At 62.9% G+C, this 23138-nt stretch carries 21 protein-coding genes; 9 read left to right on the top strand and 12 right to left on the bottom strand.

The window, feature by feature from the left end:
• Positions 1–66 precede the first annotated feature (66 nt).
• Genes CIC12_RS13745 through CIC12_RS13735 form a run of 3 tightly spaced genes read right to left on the bottom strand, consistent with a single transcriptional unit; the run spans position 67 to position 3146 of the window.
• On the bottom strand, positions 67–1065 hold the full coding sequence (locus tag CIC12_RS13745) for a GlxA family transcriptional regulator (RefSeq protein ID WP_168664645.1): 999 nt from the start codon (positions 1063–1065) through the stop codon (positions 67–69).
• A gap of 7 nt (positions 1066–1072) precedes the next feature.
• Positions 1073–1975, bottom strand: a complete 903-nt coding sequence (choW, locus tag CIC12_RS13740; protein WP_168664644.1) for a choline ABC transporter permease subunit — start codon at positions 1973–1975, stop codon at positions 1073–1075.
• A complete protein-coding gene (locus CIC12_RS13735) occupies positions 1968–3146 on the bottom strand; it encodes a quaternary amine ABC transporter ATP-binding protein (protein ID WP_168664643.1) in 1179 nt (392 codons plus the stop codon). Before CIC12_RS13735 ends, choW begins: the two co-directional genes overlap by 8 nt.
• A 623-nt stretch (positions 3147–3769) precedes the next feature.
• On the opposite strand from CIC12_RS13735, the gene CIC12_RS33635 reads away from it, so the two are divergent.
• Positions 3770–3901, top strand: a complete 132-nt coding sequence (locus CIC12_RS33635; protein WP_274597556.1) for a hypothetical protein — start codon at positions 3770–3772, stop codon at positions 3899–3901.
• 37 nt (positions 3902–3938) lie between these two features.
• Here the strand turns inward: CIC12_RS33635 and CIC12_RS13730 are convergent, their stop codons facing one another.
• Positions 3939–4244 carry a hypothetical protein gene (locus CIC12_RS13730; RefSeq protein ID WP_174772041.1) on the bottom strand — a complete coding sequence of 102 codons (306 nt, stop codon included), beginning with the start codon at positions 4242–4244 and terminating at the stop codon, positions 3939–3941.
• A gap of 715 nt (positions 4245–4959) precedes the next feature.
• On the opposite strand from CIC12_RS13730, the gene CIC12_RS13725 reads away from it, so the two are divergent.
• Entirely contained in the window at positions 4960–6051 is a 1092-nt protein-coding gene (locus tag CIC12_RS13725) for a porin (protein WP_446728008.1), read from the top strand.
• A 113-nt stretch (positions 6052–6164) separates the two neighbouring features.
• On the opposite strand, the gene CIC12_RS13720 is transcribed toward CIC12_RS13725, so the two are convergent.
• Positions 6165–6932 (bottom strand): class II aldolase/adducin family protein, encoded by a 768-nt coding sequence (locus CIC12_RS13720; RefSeq protein WP_168664642.1) that lies wholly within the window; start codon positions 6930–6932, stop codon positions 6165–6167.
• A 441-nt stretch (positions 6933–7373) separates the two neighbouring features.
• Between CIC12_RS13720 and CIC12_RS13715 the strand changes: the two genes are divergently transcribed.
• From CIC12_RS13715 to CIC12_RS13695, 5 genes are all read left to right on the top strand, one after another.
• The gene (locus CIC12_RS13715) at positions 7374–8243 is read left to right on the top strand and encodes an ABC transporter permease subunit (RefSeq protein WP_168664641.1); all 870 of its coding nucleotides are present in this window, start codon (positions 7374–7376) and stop codon (positions 8241–8243) included.
• A gap of 8 nt (positions 8244–8251) precedes the next feature.
• The gene (locus tag CIC12_RS13710; RefSeq protein ID WP_168664640.1) at positions 8252–9262 is read left to right on the top strand and encodes a branched-chain amino acid ABC transporter permease; all 1011 of its coding nucleotides are present in this window, start codon (positions 8252–8254) and stop codon (positions 9260–9262) included.
• Positions 9255–10019, top strand: a complete 765-nt coding sequence (locus CIC12_RS13705; protein WP_168664639.1) for an ABC transporter ATP-binding protein — start codon at positions 9255–9257, stop codon at positions 10017–10019. Before CIC12_RS13710 ends, CIC12_RS13705 begins: the two co-directional genes overlap by 8 nt.
• The gene (locus tag CIC12_RS13700; protein WP_168664638.1) at positions 10006–10713 is read left to right on the top strand and encodes an ABC transporter ATP-binding protein; all 708 of its coding nucleotides are present in this window, start codon (positions 10006–10008) and stop codon (positions 10711–10713) included. The genes CIC12_RS13705 and CIC12_RS13700 overlap by 14 nt, the downstream gene beginning before the upstream one ends.
• Positions 10714–10777: 64 nt before the next feature.
• Complete coding sequence (locus CIC12_RS13695; protein ID WP_168664637.1) at positions 10778–11962, top strand: ABC transporter substrate-binding protein; 1185 nt, start codon at positions 10778–10780, stop codon at positions 11960–11962.
• Positions 11963–12061: 99 nt separating this feature from the next.
• Here CIC12_RS13695 and CIC12_RS13690 read toward each other — a convergent pair whose 3' ends face one another.
• The 5 genes from CIC12_RS13690 to CIC12_RS13670 form a co-directional block, all read right to left on the bottom strand.
• The gene (locus tag CIC12_RS13690) at positions 12062–13987 is read right to left on the bottom strand and encodes an SMP-30/gluconolactonase/LRE family protein (protein ID WP_168664636.1); all 1926 of its coding nucleotides are present in this window, start codon (positions 13985–13987) and stop codon (positions 12062–12064) included.
• 227 nt (positions 13988–14214) lie between these two features.
• The gene (locus CIC12_RS13685; protein WP_342030537.1) at positions 14215–14439 is read right to left on the bottom strand and encodes a hypothetical protein; all 225 of its coding nucleotides are present in this window, start codon (positions 14437–14439) and stop codon (positions 14215–14217) included.
• 127 nt (positions 14440–14566) lie between these two features.
• Entirely contained in the window at positions 14567–16291 is a 1725-nt protein-coding gene (locus CIC12_RS13680) for a long-chain fatty acid--CoA ligase (protein ID WP_168664634.1), read from the bottom strand.
• A gap of 154 nt (positions 16292–16445) precedes the next feature.
• Entirely contained in the window at positions 16446–17669 is a 1224-nt protein-coding gene (locus tag CIC12_RS13675) for an acyl-CoA dehydrogenase family protein (RefSeq protein ID WP_168664633.1), read from the bottom strand.
• Positions 17670–17767: 98 nt separating this feature from the next.
• Positions 17768–18541, bottom strand: coding sequence for an SDR family oxidoreductase (locus CIC12_RS13670; protein WP_168664632.1), 774 nt, complete (start codon positions 18539–18541; stop codon positions 17768–17770).
• Positions 18542–18804: 263 nt separating this feature from the next.
• Here CIC12_RS13670 and CIC12_RS13665 point away from each other — a divergent pair, with 263 nt between their 5' ends.
• Entirely contained in the window at positions 18805–20628 is a 1824-nt protein-coding gene (locus tag CIC12_RS13665; protein ID WP_168664631.1) for an acyl-CoA dehydrogenase, read from the top strand.
• A 33-nt stretch (positions 20629–20661) separates the two neighbouring features.
• On the opposite strand, the gene CIC12_RS13660 is transcribed toward CIC12_RS13665, so the two are convergent.
• Positions 20662–21555, bottom strand: a complete 894-nt coding sequence (locus tag CIC12_RS13660) for an IclR family transcriptional regulator (protein ID WP_238812592.1) — start codon at positions 21553–21555, stop codon at positions 20662–20664.
• Between the two features lie 340 nt (positions 21556–21895).
• Here CIC12_RS13660 and CIC12_RS13655 point away from each other — a divergent pair, with 340 nt between their 5' ends.
• The gene (locus CIC12_RS13655) at positions 21896–22273 is read left to right on the top strand and encodes a BON domain-containing protein (protein ID WP_168664681.1); all 378 of its coding nucleotides are present in this window, start codon (positions 21896–21898) and stop codon (positions 22271–22273) included.
• A 113-nt stretch (positions 22274–22386) separates the two neighbouring features.
• On the opposite strand, the gene CIC12_RS13650 is transcribed toward CIC12_RS13655, so the two are convergent.
• Entirely contained in the window at positions 22387–22956 is a 570-nt protein-coding gene (locus tag CIC12_RS13650; protein WP_168664629.1) for a helix-turn-helix domain-containing protein, read from the bottom strand.
• Positions 22957–23138 lie beyond the last annotated feature (182 nt).

Raw genomic sequence — 23138 nt, 5'->3', positions numbered from 1 at the left:
CTCCCTCGGATGGTGGATCGAACTGATTGTGTCGATCGACCCGGTTGCATCGGATCGATGTTTTTTTCATGCCGACAGCCGCCGCTCGACACTCGGCGCATGGCCGAATTGCGCGCGGTACGCCTTGCTGAAATGACACGGTGAATGAAAGCCGCACACCGCCGTGACCCGCGCAATCGATGCATCCGTATTGCGCAGCAGCTCGCGGGCACGTCGCAGACGCAGCGTCAGGTAGTAATGCGTCGGCGAGACGTTGAGAAACATTTTGAACATACGCTGCAAATGGCGCTGCGACAGACGCACGAGGCGCGCGAGTTCGTCGAGCGACAACGGCTCCTCGATGTTCGCCTCCATCAGCCGCACCACTTCGATCAGTTCGGCGCGCGAGAAGCCGACCCGCGCGTCGACGGGGATGTGCTGATAGTCGGTCGAGCCGCGAATCTGTTCGACGATGAACTGCTCGGACACCTGCGCCGCCACCGCATGGCCCAGACGCATGCCGACCAGCTTGAGCATCAGATCGAGCGGCGCGGTGCCGCCCGTGCAGGTCATCCGGTCGCGATCGATCACGAACAGCTCGTCGGCAAAGCGCACGTGCGGGTAACGCTTGTGCAACGGCGACATGTCCTCCCAATGCACGGTGGCGCGATACCCGTCGAGCAGGCCGGCGGCCAGCAGCGCGTAGGGCCCCGTGCAGATGCCGCCGAGCGGAATACCTCGTGCGGCCACCTCGCGCAGCAACGCGATCACCGTTTCGTCGACGTAATCGCGCACGTGCCAGCCGGCACAGACGAACAGCACATCAGGCATGCCGGTTTCGGCGAGCGTGGTGGTCGGCTTCACCGTGATGCCGTTGCTGGCGCGCGCGGGTTCGCCGTCCGGCGTGATGACCGACCACCGGTAATGCTGCGCGCGCCCCACGTAATTCGCCATGCGCAGCACTTCGACCGCACTCGTGAAGGCGATCATCGAAAAGTTCGGCAGCGTCAGAAAGCCGACGTGCGCGAGCCCCGCCAACCGCGAATCCGCCTGGGGCTCGGCCGGTGTGAGCGCGTCGCGCTTCATCGGCGGCTCAACCGTGTTGCGCGGCCGGCTCGCGGCGCACTTTCATCACGCTGCGCAAGCCCGACAGCAGCGGCGCACGCGCCACACCCGGCGCGCGGCCGAAGCTCTCCGTGATGCGGTCCAGAATGATCGCGAGCATCACCACCGAGAGGCCGCTTTCGAAACCGAGTCCGATATCGAGCCGCTGAATGCTTGCCAGCACGTCGTTGCCGAGTCCGCCCGCGCCGACCATCGATGCGATGATCACCATCGACAGCGCCATCATGATGGTCTGGTTCACGCCCGTCATGATCGACGGCAGCGCATTCGGAAACTGCACCTTATAGAGCAGTTGCCACGGCGTGCAGCCGAACGCCTGGCCCGCTTCGACGATCTCGCGGTTCACGTGCTTGATGCCGAGCGAGGTCAGTCGCACCGCGGGCGGCATCGCGAAGATCACCGTCGACAGAATGCCGGGCACGCGACCGAGGCCGAACAGCATGGCGGCCGGAATCAGGTAGACGAACGCGGGCATGGTCTGCATCAGGTCGAGCACGGGACGCACGATCATCTCGACCGTGCGGCGCTTCGCCATCCAGATGCCGAGCGGGATGCCGAGCAGCAGGCTGATCACCGTCGACGACAGCGTGAGGCCGAGCGTGATCACCATCTGATCCCAGAAGCCGGTGCTGTAGATCAGCAGCATCGCGAGCAGCGTGAACAGCGCGAAACGCCAGCCGACTCGCCACAAGCCAACGCCGACGAAGAACGCCATCAGCGCCCACATCGGCACGGCCTGCAAGCCGTGTTCGACGAGCGCCGCGAAACTCTCGATGACCTTGCCGATCGCGTCGAACGTCTTCGCGTCGTGGTCGAGCAGATAGTGGACGCCGTGATCGACCCAGGCGCCAAGCGGAATGATTTCAGACATGGGAGCCTCGATGGCGCGTGAGAACGTTCAGCACATTCGTCTTGTTGACCGAACCACAGTAAGAGCCGTCTGCTTCGACGACCGGCAGCGGCGCGCGGCTCGCCACCACGCGTTCGACTACATCGTCAAGCGGCGTGCCGCGGCCGATGCACTCGATCTGGTTGAGCTGCGGCGATGCGCTGCCGAGCGCATCGCGGCACACGAAGCCGCGAATCCTGCGTTCGCTGTCGAGCACGAACGCGTAGTCGGCGCTGCCGTTGAGCGTGGCCGCGACGCTCGACGCATCGATCTGCGGGGAGTGCTGCATGAGCGGCACGGCGTCGGTCTGCATCAGATCGCCCGCGGTCAGGTAGCGACTCGTGTCGATGCCTTCGAAGAACGCGCGCACGTAATCGTCGGCGGGATTCGTGATGATTTCCTGCGGCGTGCCGATCTGCACGACCCGGCCGCCTTCCATGATCGCGATGCGGGTGCCGATGCGCATCGCCTCTTCCAGATCGTGCGACACGAACAGGATGGTGCGCTGCTGCTCGCGTTGCAATTCGAGCAGCACGTTCTGCATTTCCTTGCGTTTGAGCGGATCGAGCGCGGAGAACGCTTCGTCCATGATCATCAGCGACGGGTTGACTGCAAGCGCTCGCGCGAGGCCGACGCGCTGCTGCATGCCGCCCGAAAGTTGGGCCGGCAGCTTTTCCGCGAACGGCGCGAGGCCGACCTGCTCGAGCACGGTCATCGCGCGGGTTTCGCGTTCCTTGCGGCCGACGCCCGCCACTTCGAGTCCGAACGCGGCGTTGGAGAGCACAGTGCGCTGCGGCATCAGCGCGAACGACTGGAACACCATGCTCATGTCCTTGCGGCGCAGCGCGATGAGTTCCGAGCGCGGCACGCTCGCCACGTCCCGGCCGTCGATCAGCACCTTGCCCGCCGTCGGTTCGACCAGCCGATTGATCAGACGGATCAGCGTCGACTTGCCGGAGCCGGAGAGGCCCATGAGCACGAAGATCTCGCCTTCCTTCACGTCGAACGAGACGTTGTGGACGCCGACGATCTGACCGGTGCGCGCAAAGACATCCTCTTTGGTTGCGCCGGCCGCCAGCATGGCGAGCGCCTCTTTCGGACTGGAGCCGAACACCTTGCACAGGCCTTCGACCACGACTTTCGGGGAATTCATTGAACGCTCTCCTGTGTCGACCGGACTTGGCGCTTTAGCGCTTAGTCCGGTCCCATCCTTCACGGGTGTCGACCGGACTTGGCGCTTTAGCTGTCGACCAGAGTTCGCGCTTCAGCGCGCTACTCTGGTCCCATGCAAAGCTCTTAGTCCGGTCCCATCCTTTATGGGTGTCGACCGGACTTGGCGCTTTAGCTGTCGACCAGAGCCCGCGCTTCAGCGCGCTACTCTGGTCCCATGCAAAACGCTTAGTCCGGTCCGCATGCACGAAGCTGCTGGCGTGGCGGACGTACCGTCCGCGCTGTGCATACATAGTTGCCAGAAAAAAGTGCGCGTTGCCGACTATTTGCGACAACCACATGAGGAAATGCGACACCTGGAGGCGCGCGCAGGCTGCCTTGTGGTCGCGGCAGGCTTATGGAGCAAGGGTTTGGCGGGTGTTGCCTGGGCATGGCGGGGATGTCGCATCAAAGCAGATACGCATGGCGCGGGGAGGCAAAAGCGGGGCGCGGCGCGCGCTGCAGAAACGATTGATTTCAGTTGCCCGGAAATTCAAACGGCAATTTCTCTATCGGGAGTCAGCCAGTTTCCGGGAATTCCGATGCGACGGAGTGTGATACCGCGGCGTGTCTCGCCGATGTCCGACTACCGGCACAGCGGGCGCCGATATTGACGCGCTGAATCCGCAGCAGTTGCAGACGACGGCGCGGGTGAAAGCCTTCGTCGACTTGCTGGTTGAGACGCTCAGCGCGCGCTGAACGGAGACTGCGTCGCGCCGGGCGTTTGCTTGACCGCTTACTGGCTTGCGCCTGCGGCCTTCTTCTCGGCCTGCTGCAGCTTGGCCGGATAGTTCGGGTCGTTCGCGGCCGGCTGATAGCCCGCGTCTTCGAGCTTCTTCAACTCGGCGTTCTTCTTGGCGCGCGCCTGCTTGCGTGCCGCCTTGCGCTCGGCTTTGGTCGGCTTTGCCGGCGTCGTGGCCGCATCGGCCGGCGCAGCCGACGCGTCGCCGGTGTTCTGTGCCGAGGCGAGCGGAATGCCGCCTGCCACCATGGCGATGACCGAAACCCCAAGCATGATTCGTTTAATGGCAATGCTCTTCATAACAAATATTCCCTCTGGAAAGTTGGCAATAGCATTGAAGGCAGTCTGCGAGTTTTCGTTCACGACGGCGAGTCGCACGCGATCTTCGTTCGGCATGGGCTCGCCGGTTAAAGCTTACAGGCAAACGGCGTGATTGCATCTGGCGAATGTCGCGTCGCAGCGTCAGTGTCCAGTTGTCAGATGGGAGAGGAAATGATAGCGAACCAACCTCGTTCAATGATCTCCACCTTGCTCTCACGTAAATTCTGCAATGCAGAACTAAAAAATAGCAGCTTTGCTCGTGATTCAAATCTTACTGTTCGATCTGTTTCCCTTCGGACAAGCGCTTATCTGAAAAATACGGTTCACGGTGCGGGTTAGGTGTTTTCCCTATTTTGGCCTGCATGGCAGACCAACTCCTGATTTCCCCGGTTGACATCGAACGAACGGTCGTGCCAAATTGCGCGTGCATTCCGTGAGCAAGCACGCAATCAATGAATGCGCCATAGCGTCGGCCCGATCCGCAATTTGTCAGCCCGCAGGCGAGCCGCATTCAACTCGGGCGCATACCCGCGAGGCGAATAGTTCGCATCCCTGATCAGTTTGCGAAGGCACATTGTCATCCGTCGACATTGCCACGCCAGACAGGCCGTGAAGAAACGAAGGTCGCGAGAACCGTGCAGCACCCGCCGCATTCACCGTTCAGTCGATTTCAAAAAACAAGGAGACACGCAGCATGCCGGCAAGTCATCGTAATCGGATTGGCGTCATTCTCGGATTGATGGGTGCATGCGCGGTGGGCTTGCCCCAAGGGGCCTACGCGCAAAGCAGCGTCACGCTGTACGGTATCGTCGACGCGTCGCTCCTGTACACCAACAAAACGCTCGACCCGGCAACCGGCCAGAGTGCTGGCCATCAGTACTCGTTCACCGACAGCGGCCTGTCCGGATCGCGCTTCGGCATGCGCGGCGCAGAAGATCTCGGCGGCGGCATGCGGGCGATCTTTCAGCTGGAAAGCGGCATCAGCGTCGCCACCGGCGCGCTCGGTAATTCGAACGACAACCTGTTCGGCCGCCTCGCCTATGTTGGCGTGGAAAGCCGCTTCGGCACGGTCAAGGCGGGCTTGCAGTTCTCGCCGTTCTTCCTCGCGGTGTACGACTTCGATCCGCGCGATATGGCGTACTTCGGCAGCGGTCTCGTCACCTACCTGAACAATGTCTATGTGACCGGCCTCTTCAACCCCAACGGCATTTCGTACACGTCGCCGGAGATCGCCGGTCTGCAAGCCAGCGCGATGCTGGCGCTCGGCGGCGCAGCCGGCGATTTCCAGGCCGGCCGCCAATATTCGGCCAGTCTGCGCTATCACCTCGGTCCGCTAACCGTCGATGCCGCGCTCTACAGCGGCAATGCCGGCGGCAGCGCGGCGTCGATCCCGGTGCCGAGCGTAGTCGAATTCAACGGCCGGGCGATCGGCGCGAGCTACGTGTTCAATGACCTGACGGTGAAAGCGTCGTACGTGCAGTACAAGGTCGCGGGCTCGTTCAACAATCGCGTCTATTCAGGCGGCGCGAGCTATCGGATCACGCCGGCGTTGAATGTCGACGCGGGCGTATGGGTCACGCGCGACGCGAACGAATCGTCGAACAACTCGGTGCTGGCGTCGACAGGGCTGACCTATTCGCTGTCGAAGGCGACCGTGACCTATGGACAGGTCGGCTTCGTGACCAATCATGGCGGCATGCACAACGGGCTGTCGGTCAACAACGCGCTGAACCTGCCGACGGGCACGACGGCCGGTGTGAATGTCGGCATCCGTCACACGTTCTAGCAAGGGCGCGGCGGTCGAGGCGCTCTGCTTGAGACCAACCGACGTTGACCGGTGCGCCGCGTGAGCGGCGCTTCGCGTCATGTGTGCGCCCGCTCGCGCCTACGCGTCGGCGGCTACTGGTCGAAGCCCGGATTGCGCCGCATCAGACGACGCAGCAAACCAGGCCACACCAGATCGGCGCCCTTGCCTTTACTCACTTCGCGCGCCTGCTCGCCCATCGTCGCGATGATCGACTGCGGCACCTCGATCAGCCTGCCGCCTGCCTGCGCGAGAATCTGAATCCGGCACGACGTTTCGAACAGATACATCGCCTGAAATGCTTCGGCGACCGAACGACCGCAGCTCAACAAGCCATGATTGCGCAGCATCATGTAATTGGCGCTGCCGAGATCGGCGACGAGCCTCGCCTTCTCGGCGTCCCGCAACGCGACGCCTTCGTAGTCGTGATACGCGAGGTTCGTCAGCACGAAGCCCGACTGCTGCGACAGCGGCAGCAGACCGTCCTGCTGCGCCGCGACGGCCACGCCATACGCGGTATGCGTGTGCAGCACGCAATTCACGTTGGGCCGGGCCTCGTGCACGGCGCTATGAATGACGAAGCCCGCGGGATTCACGTCGAAGGCCGTCTGCATGACCGGGCGCCCCTCGTGATCCACCTTGACGAGGCTCGACGCGGTGATCTCCTCGAAGAAAAGGCCGTACGGATTGATCAGAAACTCGTGCTCGTGCCCCGGCACGCGCGCCGAAATATGCGTGAACACCAGATCGTCCCAACCGAATAGCGCAACCAATCGATACGCAGCCGCGAGGTCGACGCGGGCTTGCCATTCTTCTGGCGACACCATGTGACGAACGCTGGGAATGTCGAGTGCTGGATTCATGAGTGACCTTCATGGGAACAAAGGTGCGGCGTGGAAGTGTTGACACAACTGCATTGCAGAATAGTGGCGCGGAGAAATCAAAGTCAAGCGGTCCTGCTGATTGCACGATCGAGCCGCATATCCCTCGTTACATTGACCCTTGAGCCATCCCGGATACGCGCCCCAGTTGCCTAAGTGACTTCCCTAAAAATCTGCAATGCAGAACGATCGCATGCAAAACCCTATTGACGCAAAGCGAACGCTCGTGCCAAATTCCTTTCGCACCACCACCCATCGCGTTCAGAAGTCCGCGTCGTCGAGGCGCGTTTTTTCAACCGTTGGCAAGTGTCGTCTGGTTCGAGCAGCGGCGCTTGTCCCGTCCGCAAGTATGGCGGCTCGCGCGGCAGTCCCTGAACGAGGGGCCAGGCTCGCACGATGCGCCTCGCTGGAGGGTGTCCAAGCGTGGATATGTTCTTGCAGCAGGTCCTCAACGGGTTGACGCTCGGCGGCATTTACAGCCTCGTCGCGCTCGGCCTCACGCTGGTCTACGGCATTCTCGCCGTGCCGAACTTCGCGCATGGCGCTTTCTACATGGTCGGCGCATTCGTGTCGTTCTACCTGATGAACCGGCTCGGCCTGAACTACTGGCTCGCGATGCTCGGCGCCGGCCTCGCGGTCGCGCTGCTCGCGATTCTCGCCGAGCGCCTCGTGTTCCATCCGCTGCGCAAGTCCTCCGAACTGCATCCGATGATCGCCGCGATCGGCCTGCTCCTCTTTCTCGAAGCCGGCGCGCAAGCCATCTGGGGCGCCGACTTTCACCGCATGCCGACGCCTTATGCGGGCATCGTCGAACTGGGCGGCGTAAGCGCGCCGTTGCAGCGCCTTCTGATCATCGGCGCCGCGTTCGCGCTGGTGGTGCTGCTGCAACTGTTCCTCAGATTCACGGTGATCGGCTCGAGCATCATCGCGATGGCGCAGGACCGCGAAGGCGCGTCGCTGATGGGCATCGACGCGAACAAGGTGACCATGCTCACGTTCGGCATCTCCGGCCTGCTGGCCGCGGTGGCCGCCACGCTCTACGCGCCGATCAACCTGGTCTATCCGGCGATGGGCCAGCTGGTGATCCTGAAGGCCTTCGTGATCATCATTCTCGGCGGCATGGGCAGCGTGCCGGGTGCGATCGTGGGCGGGCTGATCATCGGCATGGCGGAGAGCTTCGGCGCGTTCTATATCTCGACCGACTACAAGGACATCATCGCTTTCGTGCTGCTGGTGGTGATTCTGTCGGTTCGTCCTCAGGGGCTCTTCGCCAGAGGACTGCGCGCGTCATGAACTCACTCATGAAACCATTCGAGGGCAAACGGGGATGGACGCTGCTGTTCGTGCTCGGGTTGCTGTTCCCCTTCGCCGCCGTCAACGACTACATGCTCACCGTCATGTCCACCGCGTACATCTTCGCGCTGGCCACCGTCGGGCTGAATCTGATCACCGGCTACACCGGCCAGTTCAATCTCGCGCACGGCAGCTTCATGGCGGTGGGTGCGTACACGGTCGGCATTCTGACAGTCGATCATCAGGTGCCGTTCTGGCTCGCGTTCGTCGCGGCCGGCGTGGTGGTCGCGGTGCTCGGCGCGCTGATCGGACTCGTGTCGCTGCGCCTGCGCGGCCATTACTTTTCGATCTTCACGCTGTGTGTCGGCTACATCATGTTTCTCGTGATCGAGAAGTGGGATGGTCTCACGCACGGCGTGGCGGACATCATCGGTATTCCGGCTCCTTCGGGTTTCGGCATCGTCTCGTTCGAGAATCCTCGCGCGCTGTACTACCTGGTGTTCGCGTTCCTCGTGCTCGGCGTGTGGCTGATGCATCGCATCGTCGATTCGCTGCTCGGGCGCACCTTCATGGCGATCCGCAACAGCGATGGACTCGCGCAATCGATCGGCATCAACCTGATGCGCAACAAGGTGCTGGCCTTCGTGCTGTCGGTCGTGTATGCGGGGCTCGCGGGCGGACTGTATGCGGGCGCCGTGCGCTTTCTGGGCCCGGACCTCGCGGGCGTCGAGCACACGTTCGACATGACCATGTACATGCTGGTTGGCGGTATCGGCACGCTCGCGGGTCCGCTGCTCGGCGCCCTGATCATTCCGTGGCTCACACAGTATCTGCAGTTCCTGCAGGAGTATCGCTTCGTCGTGTTCGGGCCGATCCTGATTCTGCTGGTGATCTTTTTGCCCAACGGCATCGTCGGCGTGTTTGAGGCGAGGCAGCTGCGGCGCACTCCACTGCCCGCGCCAGACGGTGCGATGGCCGCGCGTCGTCCCCAACCCACGGGAGGCGACGGTCATGCTTGAAATCGAATCGCTCAGCAAGCGCTTTGGCGGCCTCGTCGCGGTGGACGACGTCAGCACGCGCATCGAAGCCGGCAAGGTCAACGCGATCATCGGACCGAACGGCGCGGGCAAGACCACCTTCTTCAATCTGATCAGCGGCACGCATCTGCCGAGCTCGGGCCGCATCCGCTTCAAAGGCGAGGACGTGACCAAGCTCGGCGCCGACCGGATGGCGCAGCTCGGCGTCGCGCGTACGTTCCAGTCCACCGCGCTGTTCGACCGCGCGAGCGTGCTCGACAACCTGATCGTCGGCCACCGTCTGCGCACGCGCTCGGGGCTGTGGGATGTGCTCACGCATTCGCGGCGTCTGCAGCAGGAGCAACGCATTTGCCGCGACAAGGCGCGTGAAGCGCTCGACTTCGTCGGCCTGTCGGCGATCGCGGCGCGAATGGCTGGCGACATTTCGCAGGAAGAACGCAAACGCGCGGCCGTCGCGCTCGCGCTCGCCACCGAGCCGAGCCTGATACTGCTGGATGAGCCCGCCGGCGGCGTGAATCCCGAAGAGACCGAAGGCCTCGCCGATCTGATCCGCAAGCTCGTGAAACACGGCGTGACGGTGTGCCTCGTCGAACACAAGATGAACATGATCATGAAGCTCGCGGACCGCATCATGGTGCTGAACTACGGCAGGAAAATCGCCGAGGGCGCGCCTGCCGAGATTCGCGCGAACCCGGCCGTGATCGACGCTTACCTGGGGAGCGAGCATGCTGAAGTTTGACAACGTGTCGCTCGACTACGGCAGCTTTCGCGCGCTCGACGGCATCAACCTGCACGCGGACGACGGCGAGCTGGTCGTGCTGCTCGGCGCCAACGGCGCCGGTAAAAGCTCGATTTTTCTCGCGACGAGCGGTCTGCGCCGCGCGGCGAGCGGCAGCCTGCGTTTCGGCGCGCGCGAGCTGCTCGGCATGACGCCCGCGCAGATCGTGCGCAGCGGCGTGATTCAGTGTCCGGAGGGACGCAAGTTGTTTCCCGGCATGTCGGTGCTGAAGAACCTCACGCTCGGCGCGTACGTGCATCGCGGTGACAAGACCGGCAATCGGCGCAATCTCGAGCGGGTGTTCACGCTCTTTCCGCTGCTCGCCGAACGCAAGGACCATGCGGCCGGCTCGCTGTCCGGCGGCCAGCAGCAGATGGTCGCGATCGGCCGCGCGATGATGGCGCGGCCCAAGGTGTTGCTGCTTGACGAACCGTCGCTCGGTCTCGCGCCGCTGGTAGTCAAGCAGGTATTCGACGTGATCCAGCAGATCAACCGCGCGGGCACGACCGTCCTGCTCGCCGAACAGAACGCATTCGCCGCGCTGAAGATCGCGCACCGTGCGTACGTGATCGAGAACGGGCGCATCGTGCTCGAAGGCGATCACGCGAGTCTGATGAATAACGAAGCGATCCGCCGCGCGTACGTCGGCGGCTGACGCATTCGAGGCATTGCTCGCGCGCGGTCAGCGCCCACGCATTCCAACCTTGAAGGAGACACGTATGACGATCAAACGCTTGTGCGGCCGCGCCGCAGTCATGGCGAGCGTCGCCACGACGGCATTGATGTGCGCGGGCGCCGCGATCGCGCAGCAGGTGGTGCACATCGGCTTTTCGGGCCCGCTGAGCGGCGGTGCGGCGAAATACGGCCAGGAAGTGCTCGACGGCATGCAGATGGCCGCCGCCGACGTCAATCAGGCCGGCATCGACGTGGCCGGCAAGAAAATCAAATTCGAAATCGTCGCGCTCGACGACAAGTACAACCCCAGCGAAACCGCGATCAACGCGCGGCGTCTCGCGCAGCAACAGCAGGCCGCAGTGGTGCTCGTGCCGCATTCTGGCGGCGGCTTCGCGGTGCAGACCAGCAACGAACAGCAGAAGCTGCTGTTGCTGTCCTACACGAGCGTTCCGCAAATCAGCGAACGCGGCAACAAACTGACGATACGGATTCCACCCGCCTTCACGTCGTATCTGAATTCGTTCATCAAGTATGAAATGACCACCTATGGCAAGAAGGCCGCGCTGGCCGCGACCGATACCGACTACGGCAAGGTCTGGGTGGCCGCGTTCAAGCCCGCGTGGGAGGCGGCCGGCGGCACGATCGTGGCCGATAACGCGATGTCGTATAACCGCGCGACCGATTTCTACAGCGGCGTGAGCCGCGTGCTCGCGGCCAAACCGGATGTGATGTTCATCGGCGGGCCGTCGGAGCCAACCGGCCTTGTCGCCCAGCAGGCGCGCGAGCTGGGCTTCAAGGGCGGCTTCATCGTGATGGATCAGGCCAAGCTCGACGAAGTCGCCAAGGTGACGAGCGGCTATGCGCCGCTGAACGGCTCGATCGGCGTGCTGCCGCTCGCTAATGAGGACACGCCGAGCGCGAAGGCCTTTGTCGAACGCTTCCGCAAGAGTCATGGCGGCCGCGACCCGAGCCAGGAAGTGTCGCTGAACTACACGGCGGTCTATGCGACGGCGCTTGCGATGAAAATGGCCGGCACCGTCAGCGACGCGAGCGCGATCCGCAACCAGTTCGACAAGGCCGTGAAGGCGCTGCCGCCGCAAAACAATCCGCAAAGCGTGACCGGCGTCGATGCTCAGGGGGGCTTCGTGATCGGTAATCCGCTGGCGGCCGTGGTACAGGGTGGGCAGTTGAAGTCGGCGGCGTTGAGTTCGCTGACGGCAGCGAAGTGAGGGCCTATTGGTGATGTGCGAGACAGGCGCCGTGTGAGAGATGGCGCCTGTCTGGATTCGAAGCCCGACACGCTGCGGCTCGAAATCCGAAATACGCGATCAAGGTGTCCAACGATAAACCACGATGCTTGAGCCATTGTAGTTGTCTTTCGTGATCACATATTCGCCGGTCGATTTCAGGTAGGCCCTGAGGCCGTACATCGAATCCACGTCGTTGCCGACATCCACCGTACCCGGGCTCGTGTTGATCAGCGTGGTGTCGAGACTTCCCGTCGCAAGATTGAAGACGTCGATGTTCGGCACGGTGTGCACGTAGCCGAGGAAGAGATAGTTGCCCGCCGCCGTCATCGACTTGGGATTGGCGCTCGGGATGTTGATCACCGGGTCCGGCCTGGTGGTGTTGCCCGCGCTCCAGCCGTGATACACCTCGATTCTCGACTGTATGGCCGTCCAGTCCCAACTGCCAGCTATGCCTTGCGCGAGGATCATGGTGTCGCTTTCCGGCAGATAGATGATGCGTGTCAGCGGCCGGATGCTCTCCGGTGTGGAGATCGTGATGGCCGGCCCCCACGTCGGCTTGCCATTGGCATCGAAGCCGGTCAGCGGGTAGTGGTAGATGTGGTTGGTCCGGTCCAGCCCCGCCCAGACGTCTCCCCGGCTGTCGATGCAGAATCCGCCCGTAACCTCCAGATTCGTATTGAACGCGGGCCCTGGAATCGATGCGTCCGGTATGGCGATGTAACCGTTCGCCGCGTTGAAGTGGAAGAAGTAGAAGATGCCGGGGTTCTGGCCTGACGCCACGAGAAGCCGGTTTGCGCCGACCGTGACGAGCTGACCGAAATGCTCGTCGCGCTGGGTGTCGTTCATGTTGAGCCGCGGATCGGACGGATAGGTGAACGGGTCGATCGTATTCGCGACGAAGGTGCCGCCCGCCGTGCCGGTGTAGACGTGGCTGCCGCCATAGAAGTAGGCGCCGTCAGTGAGCGGGTCCGGCGCGGCGACTCCCTCGAAGTTGAGAGCCTGCAGCTTCCACTGCAAATTGCCCGCGCTGTCGTAGGCATGCAGGTCGGTGGCGCCGTTGCGGCCCAGGTCCCAGCCGCCGCCCCATGGATTGTTGAGCACGTACAGATTGCCGGCGGCGTCCCTGCCGATGCCCGCGACGCGCGTGAAACGCTTGTCACCGACCTGGCCTTTGATGCCCGTGGTCGTGTCGAGGTAACCGCCCTGCACCCCGAACGTGCCGACCTGCGTTGGCGTACCCGCGATGTTGTACAGCTTGATGTTCATGTCGGGGCCTTCATCGCCGACCATCAGTTGCCCGGACCATGCATCGAAATAGAGCGCGGAAGGCCGCGAGGCGGCGCCCATCTGAATGGTGTTCAACAAGGTGCCGGTCGGACCGAATTCGACCACCACGCCCGCGCTCTTGCGGGCCACCCAGAGATTGCCCGCGCCATCGACGGCGAGTGCGCCGGGACTCGACACGCTGATGTCCCGCTGCCAGATGCCGTCGGTCGTGAAGACCCGGACTCGATTGCTGAATATGTCGCTCGCATAGAGAAGCGAGCCCGAGGTCGCGAGTCCGGTGATCACATCGCCCCGGGCAACGGCGTTCCACACGCTGACGGAGATGACGAGGTCGCGCTGGCCCGTCACGCGGTTGTATCGTCCTACCGAGCCCGTACCGGCCGAGGTGCCGAACTGCAAGGGCGTGAAGATCGAGGTGGCATTGCCGGTAATGGCACCGCCCTGAAACTCGCTGTTGATTCCGATGGAACCGATGGCCTTGCCGTTCTGGTAGATCGCGACGCCCCCTTCGTTCTCGTCCCACAGCGATGCCGTATAGATGACACCTTCGGGCGCGACCCACATCGAGCGAGCCGCGTTGCCGACGTGGGCGGCAAGCGTTCCGGCGGTGTTGGCGAGCCAGTCGGTGGTGTATTGCGCCTGAGATGCTGGCGTAATGAGTGCGAGCAGCGTTGTCACGGCGGCGAGGAATGCGGCATGGATTCGTTTATTGATCATGGGTGATGTGTCCTGACGGCAGGGCGTCAGTCACATGGAAGCGCGATGGAATGCCGAGTATCGGAGAAAAAAATCCATTAGTCAGACAATAAATATCTGAAAAAAAACCAGGCGAATGGGAAATCGGGGAGGATTGCGTGGCAGAAGGGGATTTGGTGGAGAGGCCCTGCTCTATCGAGTTCGCCATCCGACGGTGGCGCTCCGCCCTAACCGCCCAGCCACCTGCCCTAACGTGCAGCAGGATAAAACCGGTCACGCAACTCGCGCTTGAGCACCGCGCCGAGCGCACTGCGCGGCAAGCTGTCGACAACGTTCAGCGCCGAAAGCCGCTGCATCTTGCCGAGCCGCGCATCGACCCGGGCCAGCAGCGTGTCAGCGTCGATCGGTGCATGCGCGGCGCGCACTACGAAGGCAACTGGCATCGCCCTATTGCTCCGATGCGCACCGACCACGGGCACTTCGCGACGTCGGGATGCCGCCGCAGATCAGCGCCGGATGCTCGCCGCGCTCCCTTCCAAAGCGGCGCGCCCTATCGGCGATGCACACGAACGGTTAGTCCCGCAGAGGTATCGAGCCATGTCATCGCGCGGCGCCTCCACCGCCGTTGTCTGCCTTGCCGTCGCCCGTCGCGGCCGTACGCGCGGCATCCTCTTCCTGCAACACGCGCCATAGAATCTTGCCGCTGCCCGACTTCGGCAACGACGTGACGAACTCGACGATGCGCGGCGCCTTGTACGCCGCCATCTGCTCGTGCGCCCAGTCGATGATCTCCTGCGCGGCAATCTTCCCTGCATGGGCCGCATCGGGCACCACCAGCGCCTTCACGGTCTCGCCGCGCTTCTCGTCCTTGACGCCAATCACGCACACCTCGTGAATGGCCGGATGCCGATACATCAGCGCTTCGACCTCGGCCGGCCAGACCTTGTAGCCGGATGCGTTGATCATCCGTTTGAGCCGGTCGGTCATGAAGAAGTAGCCGTCCTCGTCGATATGCCCGAGGTCGCCGGTACGTAGAAACCGCTTGCCGTCCAGTTCGATGAATGCCTCGGCGGTCGCTTCCGGATTGCGCCAGTAGCCTTGCATCACCTGCGGCGCGTTGACGACGATCTCGCCCGTCTCCCCTTGCGGCAGTTCCTGCAACGTGACCGGATCGATCACGCGCGAGTCCACGTCGAACACGGGAATGCCCAGGCACTGCGGTTTCGGACGATGCGGCGGATTGATGTGCGTGCCGGCAATCGTCTCGGACATCCCGTAGCCTTCGACGTAATCGAGGCCGGTGAGCGCCTTGAGCTTCTTCGCGATCGCGTCCGGCATCGCCGCGCCGCCGCCGCGCGTGCCGCTCAGGCTCGACAGATCGTATTCGCCGAGCCGCGGGTTCGACAGAAAATCGACCATCATCGTCGAGATCGACTGCCACGCGGTGACGCGATATTTCTGCATGCATAGCGCGGCCGCGTCGCGATCCCAGCGCGGCAGAACGACGATGGTCGCGCCGGAAAACACCGCGCTGTTCATGCCGCCCTGCATGCCGGTCACGTGAAAGAACGGCAGCACTGAAAGATAAACGCCGTCGGCAGGCGCCGCGAACCACACGCAGCCGCCGAGCAGCGTGCTCATCACGCTGCGATGCGTGTGCATGCAGCCCTTCGGCTTGCCGGTGGTGCCGGACGTGTACGGCATCACGCACAGATCGTCGGCGCCGGTGGTCAGCGGGCCTGGCGCCATGTGGAGATCGAGCACGGCTTGCCATGAAGTCACGCCATCGACATGGAAGTGCTTGCGCGGCGCCGCGACGAAGTCGGGCACGGCGATCGGCGACGGCCGCTTCAGATAATCGCTATACGTCGCGACGATTGCGTGTTCTAGCCCTTGGCCCGGCCCCTTGCCGACCAACGGCTCGACGTTCGCGAACAGGCATTGCGGCGCGATGATCGTGGTTGCGCCGCTGTCCTCGACGTAGTGCGCCAGTTCGGCGCTCATGTTCATCGGATTGACCGGCACGACCACCGCGTTGGCCCGCAGAATGCCGTAGTAAGCGATGATCCATTGCGGGCTGTTCTGCATGTAGAGCAGCACGCGGTCGCCCGCTTTCACGTTGCACGCCTGCTGCAAGAAGCCCGCGATGCGCTCGGCCTCGTCCTTGAACCCGGCGAATGACACCGGTGTGTCGTAGAAAACAATAAACGGCTTGTCCGGAAAGCGCGCCGCCGAGACCTCGGCGTTGTAGAAAATATTGGTCTCGGGCAGCGTCAGATGCAGTGGCACTTGCGGCGGCCAATGCGAATGATGGCGTTGGTTCATGGGCGTCTCCTGCTTGACTGTCGGCGCGCGCTTCACTGTTGCTGCGCGCTTCGTTCGTGTTCGCCGCGCGGCGCGTACGGCTGCGCTCGTGCTTCGGCTGGTGAGTCGGCTAATGCGTCGCGATGCACGGCGCGGCCGGACTTAATGCGTGTCTTCAACACGCGAGATAACGACCAAGCTCCATCTTGGCAATCGCATTGCGATGCACCTCGTCCGGGCCGTCGGCAAAACGCAGCGTGCGCGAACTCGCATAGGCACGCGCGAGGCCGAAGTCATCGCTGAGCGCGCCGCCGCCGTGCGCCTGCATTGCCCAGTCGATCACCTGGCAGGCCATATTCGGTGCGGCCACCTTGATCATCGCGATCTCCTGGCGCGCGTCCTTGTTGCCGACCGTGTCCATCTTGTGCGCGGCATTGAGCACGAGAAAGCGCGTCTGATCAATCATGATGCGCGCGTTGGCGATCCGTTCGCGCGTCACGCCCTGCTCCGCGACCGGTTTGCCGAATGCGACGCGATCGAGCGAACGTCGGCACATCGCTTCGAGCGCGCGTTCGGCGCGTCCGATCAGGCGCATGCAATGATGGATGCGCCCCGGTCCGAGCCGGCCCTGCGCGATTTCGAAGCCGCGCCCTTCGCCGAGCAGCATGTTGCTCGCGGGCACGCGCACGTCCTCGAACGCGATTTCGGCGTGACCGTGCGGCGCGTCGTCGTAGCCGAATACCGGCAGGTGACGCAGCACCTTGACGCCGGGCGTGGCCATCGGCACCAGGATCATCGACTGCTGCTGATGCCGGTTCGGATGATCGGGATTCGACTTGCCCATGAAGATCAGGATCTGGCAGCGCGGATCGTTTGCTCCCGAGGTCCACCATTTGCGGCCATTGATCACGTAGTGATCGCCGTCGCGCACGATGCGCGCCTCGATGTTGGTCGCATCCGACGACGCCACCTCTGGCTCCGTCATCGCGAATGCCGATCGGATCGTGCCGTCGAGCAGCGGCAGCAGCCATTGCTGTTGCTGCTCGGGGCTCGCGTAACGGGCCAGCGTTTCCATGTTGCCGGTGTCCGGCGCGGAACAGTTGAACGGCTCCGCGCCGATGTGCGAGCGCCCCATGATTTCGCACAAAGGAGCGTATTCGAGATTGGTGAGCCCGGCACCGTATTTCGACTCGGGCAGAAACAGGTTCCACAATCCGGCGGCCTTCGCCTTCTCTTTCAGTTGCTCGATCACCGGCGCGGGTCGCCAGCGATTGCCGGATTCGCGCGCGGCATCCATTTGCGCATCGAAAACGGCTTCGGCCGGATAGACGTACTCTTCCATGAAAGCATTCAGGCGCTTCTGCAAACTCTTGACCTTGTCCGAGTGCTGAAAATCCATGCAGCGTCTCCTGGTTTTACACGTACGCGCAGCGCGCTCGCACGGTCTTGCGAGCGCGCTGCGTTCTGAAACGAAATGGTGTGTCCGTCCTCGATGACTCAAACGATGATCGACCCGCCGTCTACCGCGAAATGCTGGCCGGTGATGTGCCGCGACGCCTCGCTCGCGAGAAACACGACGGGCCCCTTGAGGTCTTCGTCGCCGCCAAGACGTTGCAACGGCGTGCGCGACACGATCGTGTCCTCGATCTTGTCGAGCAGTCCCGCCGACATTTTCGACGGGAAGAAGCCTGGGCAGATGGCGTTGACGTTGATGTTGTACTTGCCCCATTCCGCGGCCAGCGCGCGCGTGAAGTTGATCGCCGCGGCCTTCGACGTGTTGTACGCAATCGTATTCATGCCCGGCGGCGAGCCCTTGAGTCCCGCCACCGACGCGATGTTGATGATCTTGCCCGCGCGCCGCGGAATCATGCTGCGCTTGCCGACTTCACGCGCGACGAAAAACGGCGCGTTGACGTTCAGGTTCATCACCTTGTGCCACGCTTCATCGGGATAGTCTTCAGCGGGCGCGCCCCACGTCGCGCCCGCGTTGTTCACGAGGATGTCGATGCGGCCATGCAGCCCGAGCACTTCATCGACGAGACCTGGGATGCTTTCGAAGCGTTGCAGATCGTTCACCACGGTCAGCACCTCGATGCCGCGGCTATGCAGATGCGTCTTCGCTTCGGCGAGTTCATCGGCCTTGCGCGCGGTGATCGCGACGCGGCAACCCATCTCGCCCAGCGCTTCGGCCATTTGCAGGCCGAGGCCGCGCGAGCCGCCCGTGATCAACGCAACCTTGCCGTCCAGTTGAAACAGTTCCTTCACAGCCATCGTCTCCCTCCTCCATATGTTCCGCCATGCAGATTTGGATTCCATATTTTCTGGCCATCATACGTGCCGAAATTCCGCGTGTAAATAAAAGCACGCTCATTCACTTTCGTTATAAACTGACACGCATCGCTGATTGCGGCTCATCAGGACTTACCCGCATAGCGCGCGTTTCAGTTGACTTATACGGATGCGCAAAGCCGCTCTTCCCGCGTGCGTCGCGCCATTGTTCTGCATAGCAGCTTATCTTTGGACGGGCTTCTTTCATGCAAGATGCGTTGATCATCAACCCGCGTGATCTGGATTTCCAGCTGTTCGAAGTCCTCGAGGCCGACACGCTCACGCGGCGCGCGCGCCATGCCGATCACAGCCGCGAGACATTCCGCGCGGCGCTCGACACTGCGCACGCAGTGGCCGTTGAAAAATTCGCGACACACAATCGCCTGCTCGATGAACATGAGCCGCAATTCGATGGTCAGCGTGTCGCGTTGCCCGGCGAAGTGAAAGAGGCCCTCGACGCATTGCGCGCCACCGGTTTTCTTGCCGCGGGCAAAGACTACGAATGGGGCGGCATGCAGCTGCCGTCGCTGATCGCTTTCGCGTGCCTGTCGCTCTTCAAGAGCGCCAACATCGCCACGTCCTCTTACGCGATGCTGACCTCCGCGAATGCGAACGTGATCGAACGCTTCGGCAGCGAAACGCAAAAGCGCAAGTATCTGCAAGCGCTATTCGAAGGCCGCGCCTTCGGCACGATGGCGCTTACCGAACCGCAAGCGGGCTCCAGCCTCTCCGATCTCGCCACCACCGCGACGCCGAACGAAGACGGCACCTATTCGATTCGTGGCAACAAAATTTTTATCTCGGCCGGTGATCACGAACTGAGCGAGAACATCGTTCATCTCGTGCTCGCGCGCATTCCGGGCGGGCCGCCGGGCGTCAAAGGCATCTCGCTGTTCACGGTGCCGAAGTACCACGTCAACGACGACGGCAGCCTCGGCGCGTGCAACGACGTCGCCCTGGCGGGACTGATTCACAAGATGGGTTGGCGCGGCACGACCTCGACGATGCTGTCGTTCGGCGAACACGGCGAATGTATCGGCGAGCTGGTGGGAGAACCGCATCACGGCCTCGCCACCATGTTCCACATGATGAACGAGGCACGCATCGGCGTGGGCCTCGGCGCCGTGATGCTCGGCTATCGCGGCTATCTGGCCTCGCTCGACTACGCGCGCGAGCGGCCGCAGGGACGCCGCCCTGACAACAAGAATCCGCTCGATCCCCCGTTGCCGTTGATCGAACACGCCGACGTGCGCCGCATGCTGCTCGCACAAAAGGCCTATGTGGAAGGCGCATACGCGTTATGCCTGTACGCCGCGCGCCTCGTCGACGAACAGAACACCGGCGAGAGCAATGCAGCACGCGCCGAAGCGGGCCTGCTGCTCGACCTGCTGACGCCGGTGGTGAAATCGTGGCCGTCGCAGTGGTGTCTGGAAGCGAACAGCCTCGCGATCCAGATTCACGGCGGCTACGGCTATACGCGCGAGTACCCGGTCGAACAGTTCTATCGCGACAACCGGCTGAACATGATTCACGAAGGCACGCACGGCATTCAGGCGATCGATCTGCTGGGCCGTAAAGTCGTGATGAAACAGGGCGCGGCGCTTACGCTGCTTGGCCATCAAATCCAGCGCACGATCGACGCAGCGCTTACTCACGAGCGGCTCCATGCGCACGCCAACGCGCTCGGCGATGCATGGCGCGACCTCAAGGCGACGGTCGAAGCACTGCTGCCCACGCTCGCTCGAGAAACAGAACGCGCGCTCGCCAACGCGAATGCTTTTCTCGAAGCATTCGGCCATATCGTGATTGCGTGGACGTGGCTGAGGCAGGCGATCGTCGCAAGCGCCGCGCTAACCGATGCGCTAACCGATGCGCGCAGCGAAGCGCAGACAGAGCCGGACTTCTATCACGGCAAACTGCACGCTTGCCAGTGGTTCTTCCGTTGGGAGTTGCCGCGCGTCGCGTTGATGCTCGCGACGCTGCGCACGCTCGACGACACCACGCTCGGTATGGCGCCGCAATGGTTCTAGCGGCCAATGTCCCGGCCAAAAACGCACAAGGGCTCAGTGCGACAACGCGATTTCGAGTTGCGTGACCACATCGATCAGACGTGGCCGCACTTCTTCCAGCAGAAATTCCTTCGACAGTTTGAACGACGGCCCGCCCACGTTGATCGCCATGATCGGCAATTCGCCGCCCGGCTGAAACGCGCGCGCTATGCCGTTCACGTCTTTCTGCCAGTCGCCGAACGACGTCGTGACACCGAGCGTGCGGTAATCGTCGAGCGCTTTCTCGATGCCGCGGCGCGTCTTCGGCCACGCGACGTGATCGAGTTCACGCACCTGCTCCATGAAGCTAAGGCGATCATGCTCGGGAATCGCCGCGAGCCACGCGCGGCCAATCGCCGAGGTCGCGACCGGAATGCGCGAGCCAACTTCGAGTGTCAGCGTGAGCGCCACCGAGCCCCGGCAATTTTCCACGTAGATCATCGAGAGCCGGTCACGCGTGCCGAGCGACACCGTGGCGCCGGAGATGTCGGCCAGCTCCTGCATCACGGGCCGCGCGATCTTGCGCACGTCGAGGCGCGCGAGCATCGCACTGCCGAGCGCGAGCGATGCCGTGCCGAGCCGGTACTTGCCGCTCTCTTTCAGATGGATCAGATAGCCGAGCAGCGTCAGCGTATGAGTGAGGCGCGATACCGTCGATTTCGGCAATCGGCAACGCAATGCCAGTTCCTGGTTGCTCAACGATCTGTCGCCGGAGCGGAAACACGCCAGCACTTCGAGCCCTCGTGCGAGCGCCGTGACGAAGTGCCGGTCGTCCTTATGCGCTTCGTGCGCCGTGCGGCTTGCGAGGACCGCGGGCGCGCGCGCCGCTGACGCCGTGCTCTGCGCCGCATCGCCGGCGCTCGGGGCCTCGATCGGATGATCGATCGGGCTGGTTTGGCTTTTACTCAAAACGGAACGCGCTCCCGCGAAACGGCTGTATCTGAAGGACTCACCGTGAGCCCGGATCGAGGCTGATCCGGGCTGCGAAATTATAGTCTGAAATATGAGACGCATTTAATGCGGACTGTTGACGAGTCAAGCCGTGGCCACGGTCGTGTCACGCGAAGCAACACCGGCACCAGTTTTTCCAGCATGAGCGCGTGGGCTGGAGTATTGTTTAAGCGCGCCGGGAGCGCGGTAGGGCAATTTTCAGAATACAGGTGCTCCCCGCGGGTCAGGAGAGGCTCGCCAGCGCGCGGTTTTTTGCATGCAACGAAGCGACAATCAACTTATCGAGGATGGAGAAAACGTGAAAAAAGTCAATCTTTTGAAGGCGCTCGGTATTGCATTGTGTGTAGCGACCGCGTCCAGCGCCTATGCCCAGGCCAGCGACGCTGCGCCGCCGGCTGCCACGGCGTCTCCCCCGGCCGCCAATACCAAATCGACTCGCCAGACAGACCGCAAGCTGGGCCGTGACGTCCGGCGCGCGCTGGCTAAAACGCCGGGCTTCAACGTGTCGAACGTGTTCGTGCGGGCGCGCGGCGGCGCCGTGACCCTCACGGGGTCCGTGCCCCAAGGCTCCCAGATCCAGCAGGCCGGAGACGTGGCGAAGGGCGTTCCCGGCGTGACTTCGGTGACCAACCGGATCACTCTTGGCGTGCGCAGCGGCGGCGGTGGCGGGAGCTGAGCACTCCGAGCCTGACCGGATGACGACGGGCGGCGCGGTGCCGCGAACGCCGCACATGGGGCGCTGCCCGTTGTCCTGGTATATGGAATCCTTAGCGTCGGCTCGATGCCAATCTAGCGTCGAACCAGACCGACCACATAGCGGCACACTTCATCGCCCGCATTGAAGAACTCGCACTCGACCGGCGCGCCGAGTTGCAGGCAGTCCCCCGCTTCGAGCCGGTAAGCCTGACTGCCCTCGCGGAACGTCAACACCCCTTGCATGACCCAGATCTGCTGATGCTGAAACACGAACGCATCCGATGGGTAAGGCACCCTCACGCCCGCCGGCAACTCGATCTCGAGCAGCTCCAGCACGCCGCCGGTAGGCGGTGAAATCCGCCGCCGCGTATAGCCCGTTTCGGGGTCCTGCCAAAGCGCCTGGTCCGCATGACGCACGAGCCGCTCGCCGGTCTGTTCGGCGAGCGCGAGCAAGGTCGACAAGGTCAGCCCGAACGCGCCCGACAAACGCCCGAGCACCGTTGCGGTCGGACTCGCCTCGCCGCGTTCGATCTTGCTGATCATCGCCTTCGACACGCCCGCGCGCTCCGCCAGCTCGCTTAGCGACCAGTTGCGCGCTTCGCGCTCGGTCTTGACGCGCGCGGAGATGGCCTGGGTCAGATCGATGGAGGCGGATTCGGACATGGAAGGATCGTCGTGGGTGAAGTAAGCGCCGCAAAATTATATCGAGGCGCGGCTGCCTGCCATGCGCGCACGGCCAGTCATTAAAAGTCAAAAGCAATGTCTTGCATAGTGATTTTTCGTCCACTATATTAAACACGACCGTGTTAGCCGCAGGAACGTGGTATGCGCCGATGGTTCGCCAG

This window comes from Paraburkholderia sp. SG-MS1 (assembly GCF_012275575.1).
GTDB lineage: Bacteria > Pseudomonadota > Gammaproteobacteria > Burkholderiales > Burkholderiaceae > Paraburkholderia.
The sequence above is the reverse complement of the archived record's forward strand: the minus strand, read 5'-3'. Positions and strand labels throughout refer to the sequence as shown.

What these genes read in the sequence shown, in the direction of transcription:
- CIC12_RS13720 (WP_168664642.1), bottom strand. Translation starts at nt 6,932, where the DNA reads ATGAATCCAGCACTCGACATTCCCAGCGTTCGTCACATGGTGTCGCCA.
- CIC12_RS13650 (WP_168664629.1), bottom strand. Translation starts at nt 22,956, where the DNA reads ATGTCCGAATCCGCCTCCATCGATCTGACCCAGGCCATCTCCGCGCGC.
- CIC12_RS13690 (WP_168664636.1), bottom strand. Translation starts at nt 13,987, where the DNA reads ATGATCAATAAACGAATCCATGCCGCATTCCTCGCCGCCGTGACAACG.
- CIC12_RS13725 (WP_446728008.1), top strand. Translation starts at nt 4,960, where the DNA reads ATGCCGGCAAGTCATCGTAATCGGATTGGCGTCATTCTCGGATTGATG.
- CIC12_RS13670 (WP_168664632.1), bottom strand. Translation starts at nt 18,541, where the DNA reads ATGGCTGTGAAGGAACTGTTTCAACTGGACGGCAAGGTTGCGTTGATC.
- CIC12_RS13705 (WP_168664639.1), top strand. Translation starts at nt 9,255, where the DNA reads ATGCTTGAAATCGAATCGCTCAGCAAGCGCTTTGGCGGCCTCGTCGCG.
- CIC12_RS13745 (WP_168664645.1), bottom strand. Translation starts at nt 1,065, where the DNA reads ATGAAGCGCGACGCGCTCACACCGGCCGAGCCCCAGGCGGATTCGCGG.
- choW (WP_168664644.1), bottom strand. Translation starts at nt 1,975, where the DNA reads ATGTCTGAAATCATTCCGCTTGGCGCCTGGGTCGATCACGGCGTCCAC.
- CIC12_RS13680 (WP_168664634.1), bottom strand. Translation starts at nt 16,291, where the DNA reads ATGAACCAACGCCATCATTCGCATTGGCCGCCGCAAGTGCCACTGCAT.
- CIC12_RS13665 (WP_168664631.1), top strand. Translation starts at nt 18,805, where the DNA reads ATGCAAGATGCGTTGATCATCAACCCGCGTGATCTGGATTTCCAGCTG.
- CIC12_RS13675 (WP_168664633.1), bottom strand. Translation starts at nt 17,669, where the DNA reads ATGGATTTTCAGCACTCGGACAAGGTCAAGAGTTTGCAGAAGCGCCTG.
- CIC12_RS13695 (WP_168664637.1), top strand. Translation starts at nt 10,778, where the DNA reads ATGACGATCAAACGCTTGTGCGGCCGCGCCGCAGTCATGGCGAGCGTC.
- CIC12_RS13700 (WP_168664638.1), top strand. Translation starts at nt 10,006, where the DNA reads ATGCTGAAGTTTGACAACGTGTCGCTCGACTACGGCAGCTTTCGCGCG.
- CIC12_RS13710 (WP_168664640.1), top strand. Translation starts at nt 8,252, where the DNA reads ATGAAACCATTCGAGGGCAAACGGGGATGGACGCTGCTGTTCGTGCTC.
- CIC12_RS13735 (WP_168664643.1), bottom strand. Translation starts at nt 3,146, where the DNA reads ATGAATTCCCCGAAAGTCGTGGTCGAAGGCCTGTGCAAGGTGTTCGGC.
- CIC12_RS13730 (WP_174772041.1), bottom strand. Translation starts at nt 4,244, where the DNA reads ATGAAGAGCATTGCCATTAAACGAATCATGCTTGGGGTTTCGGTCATC.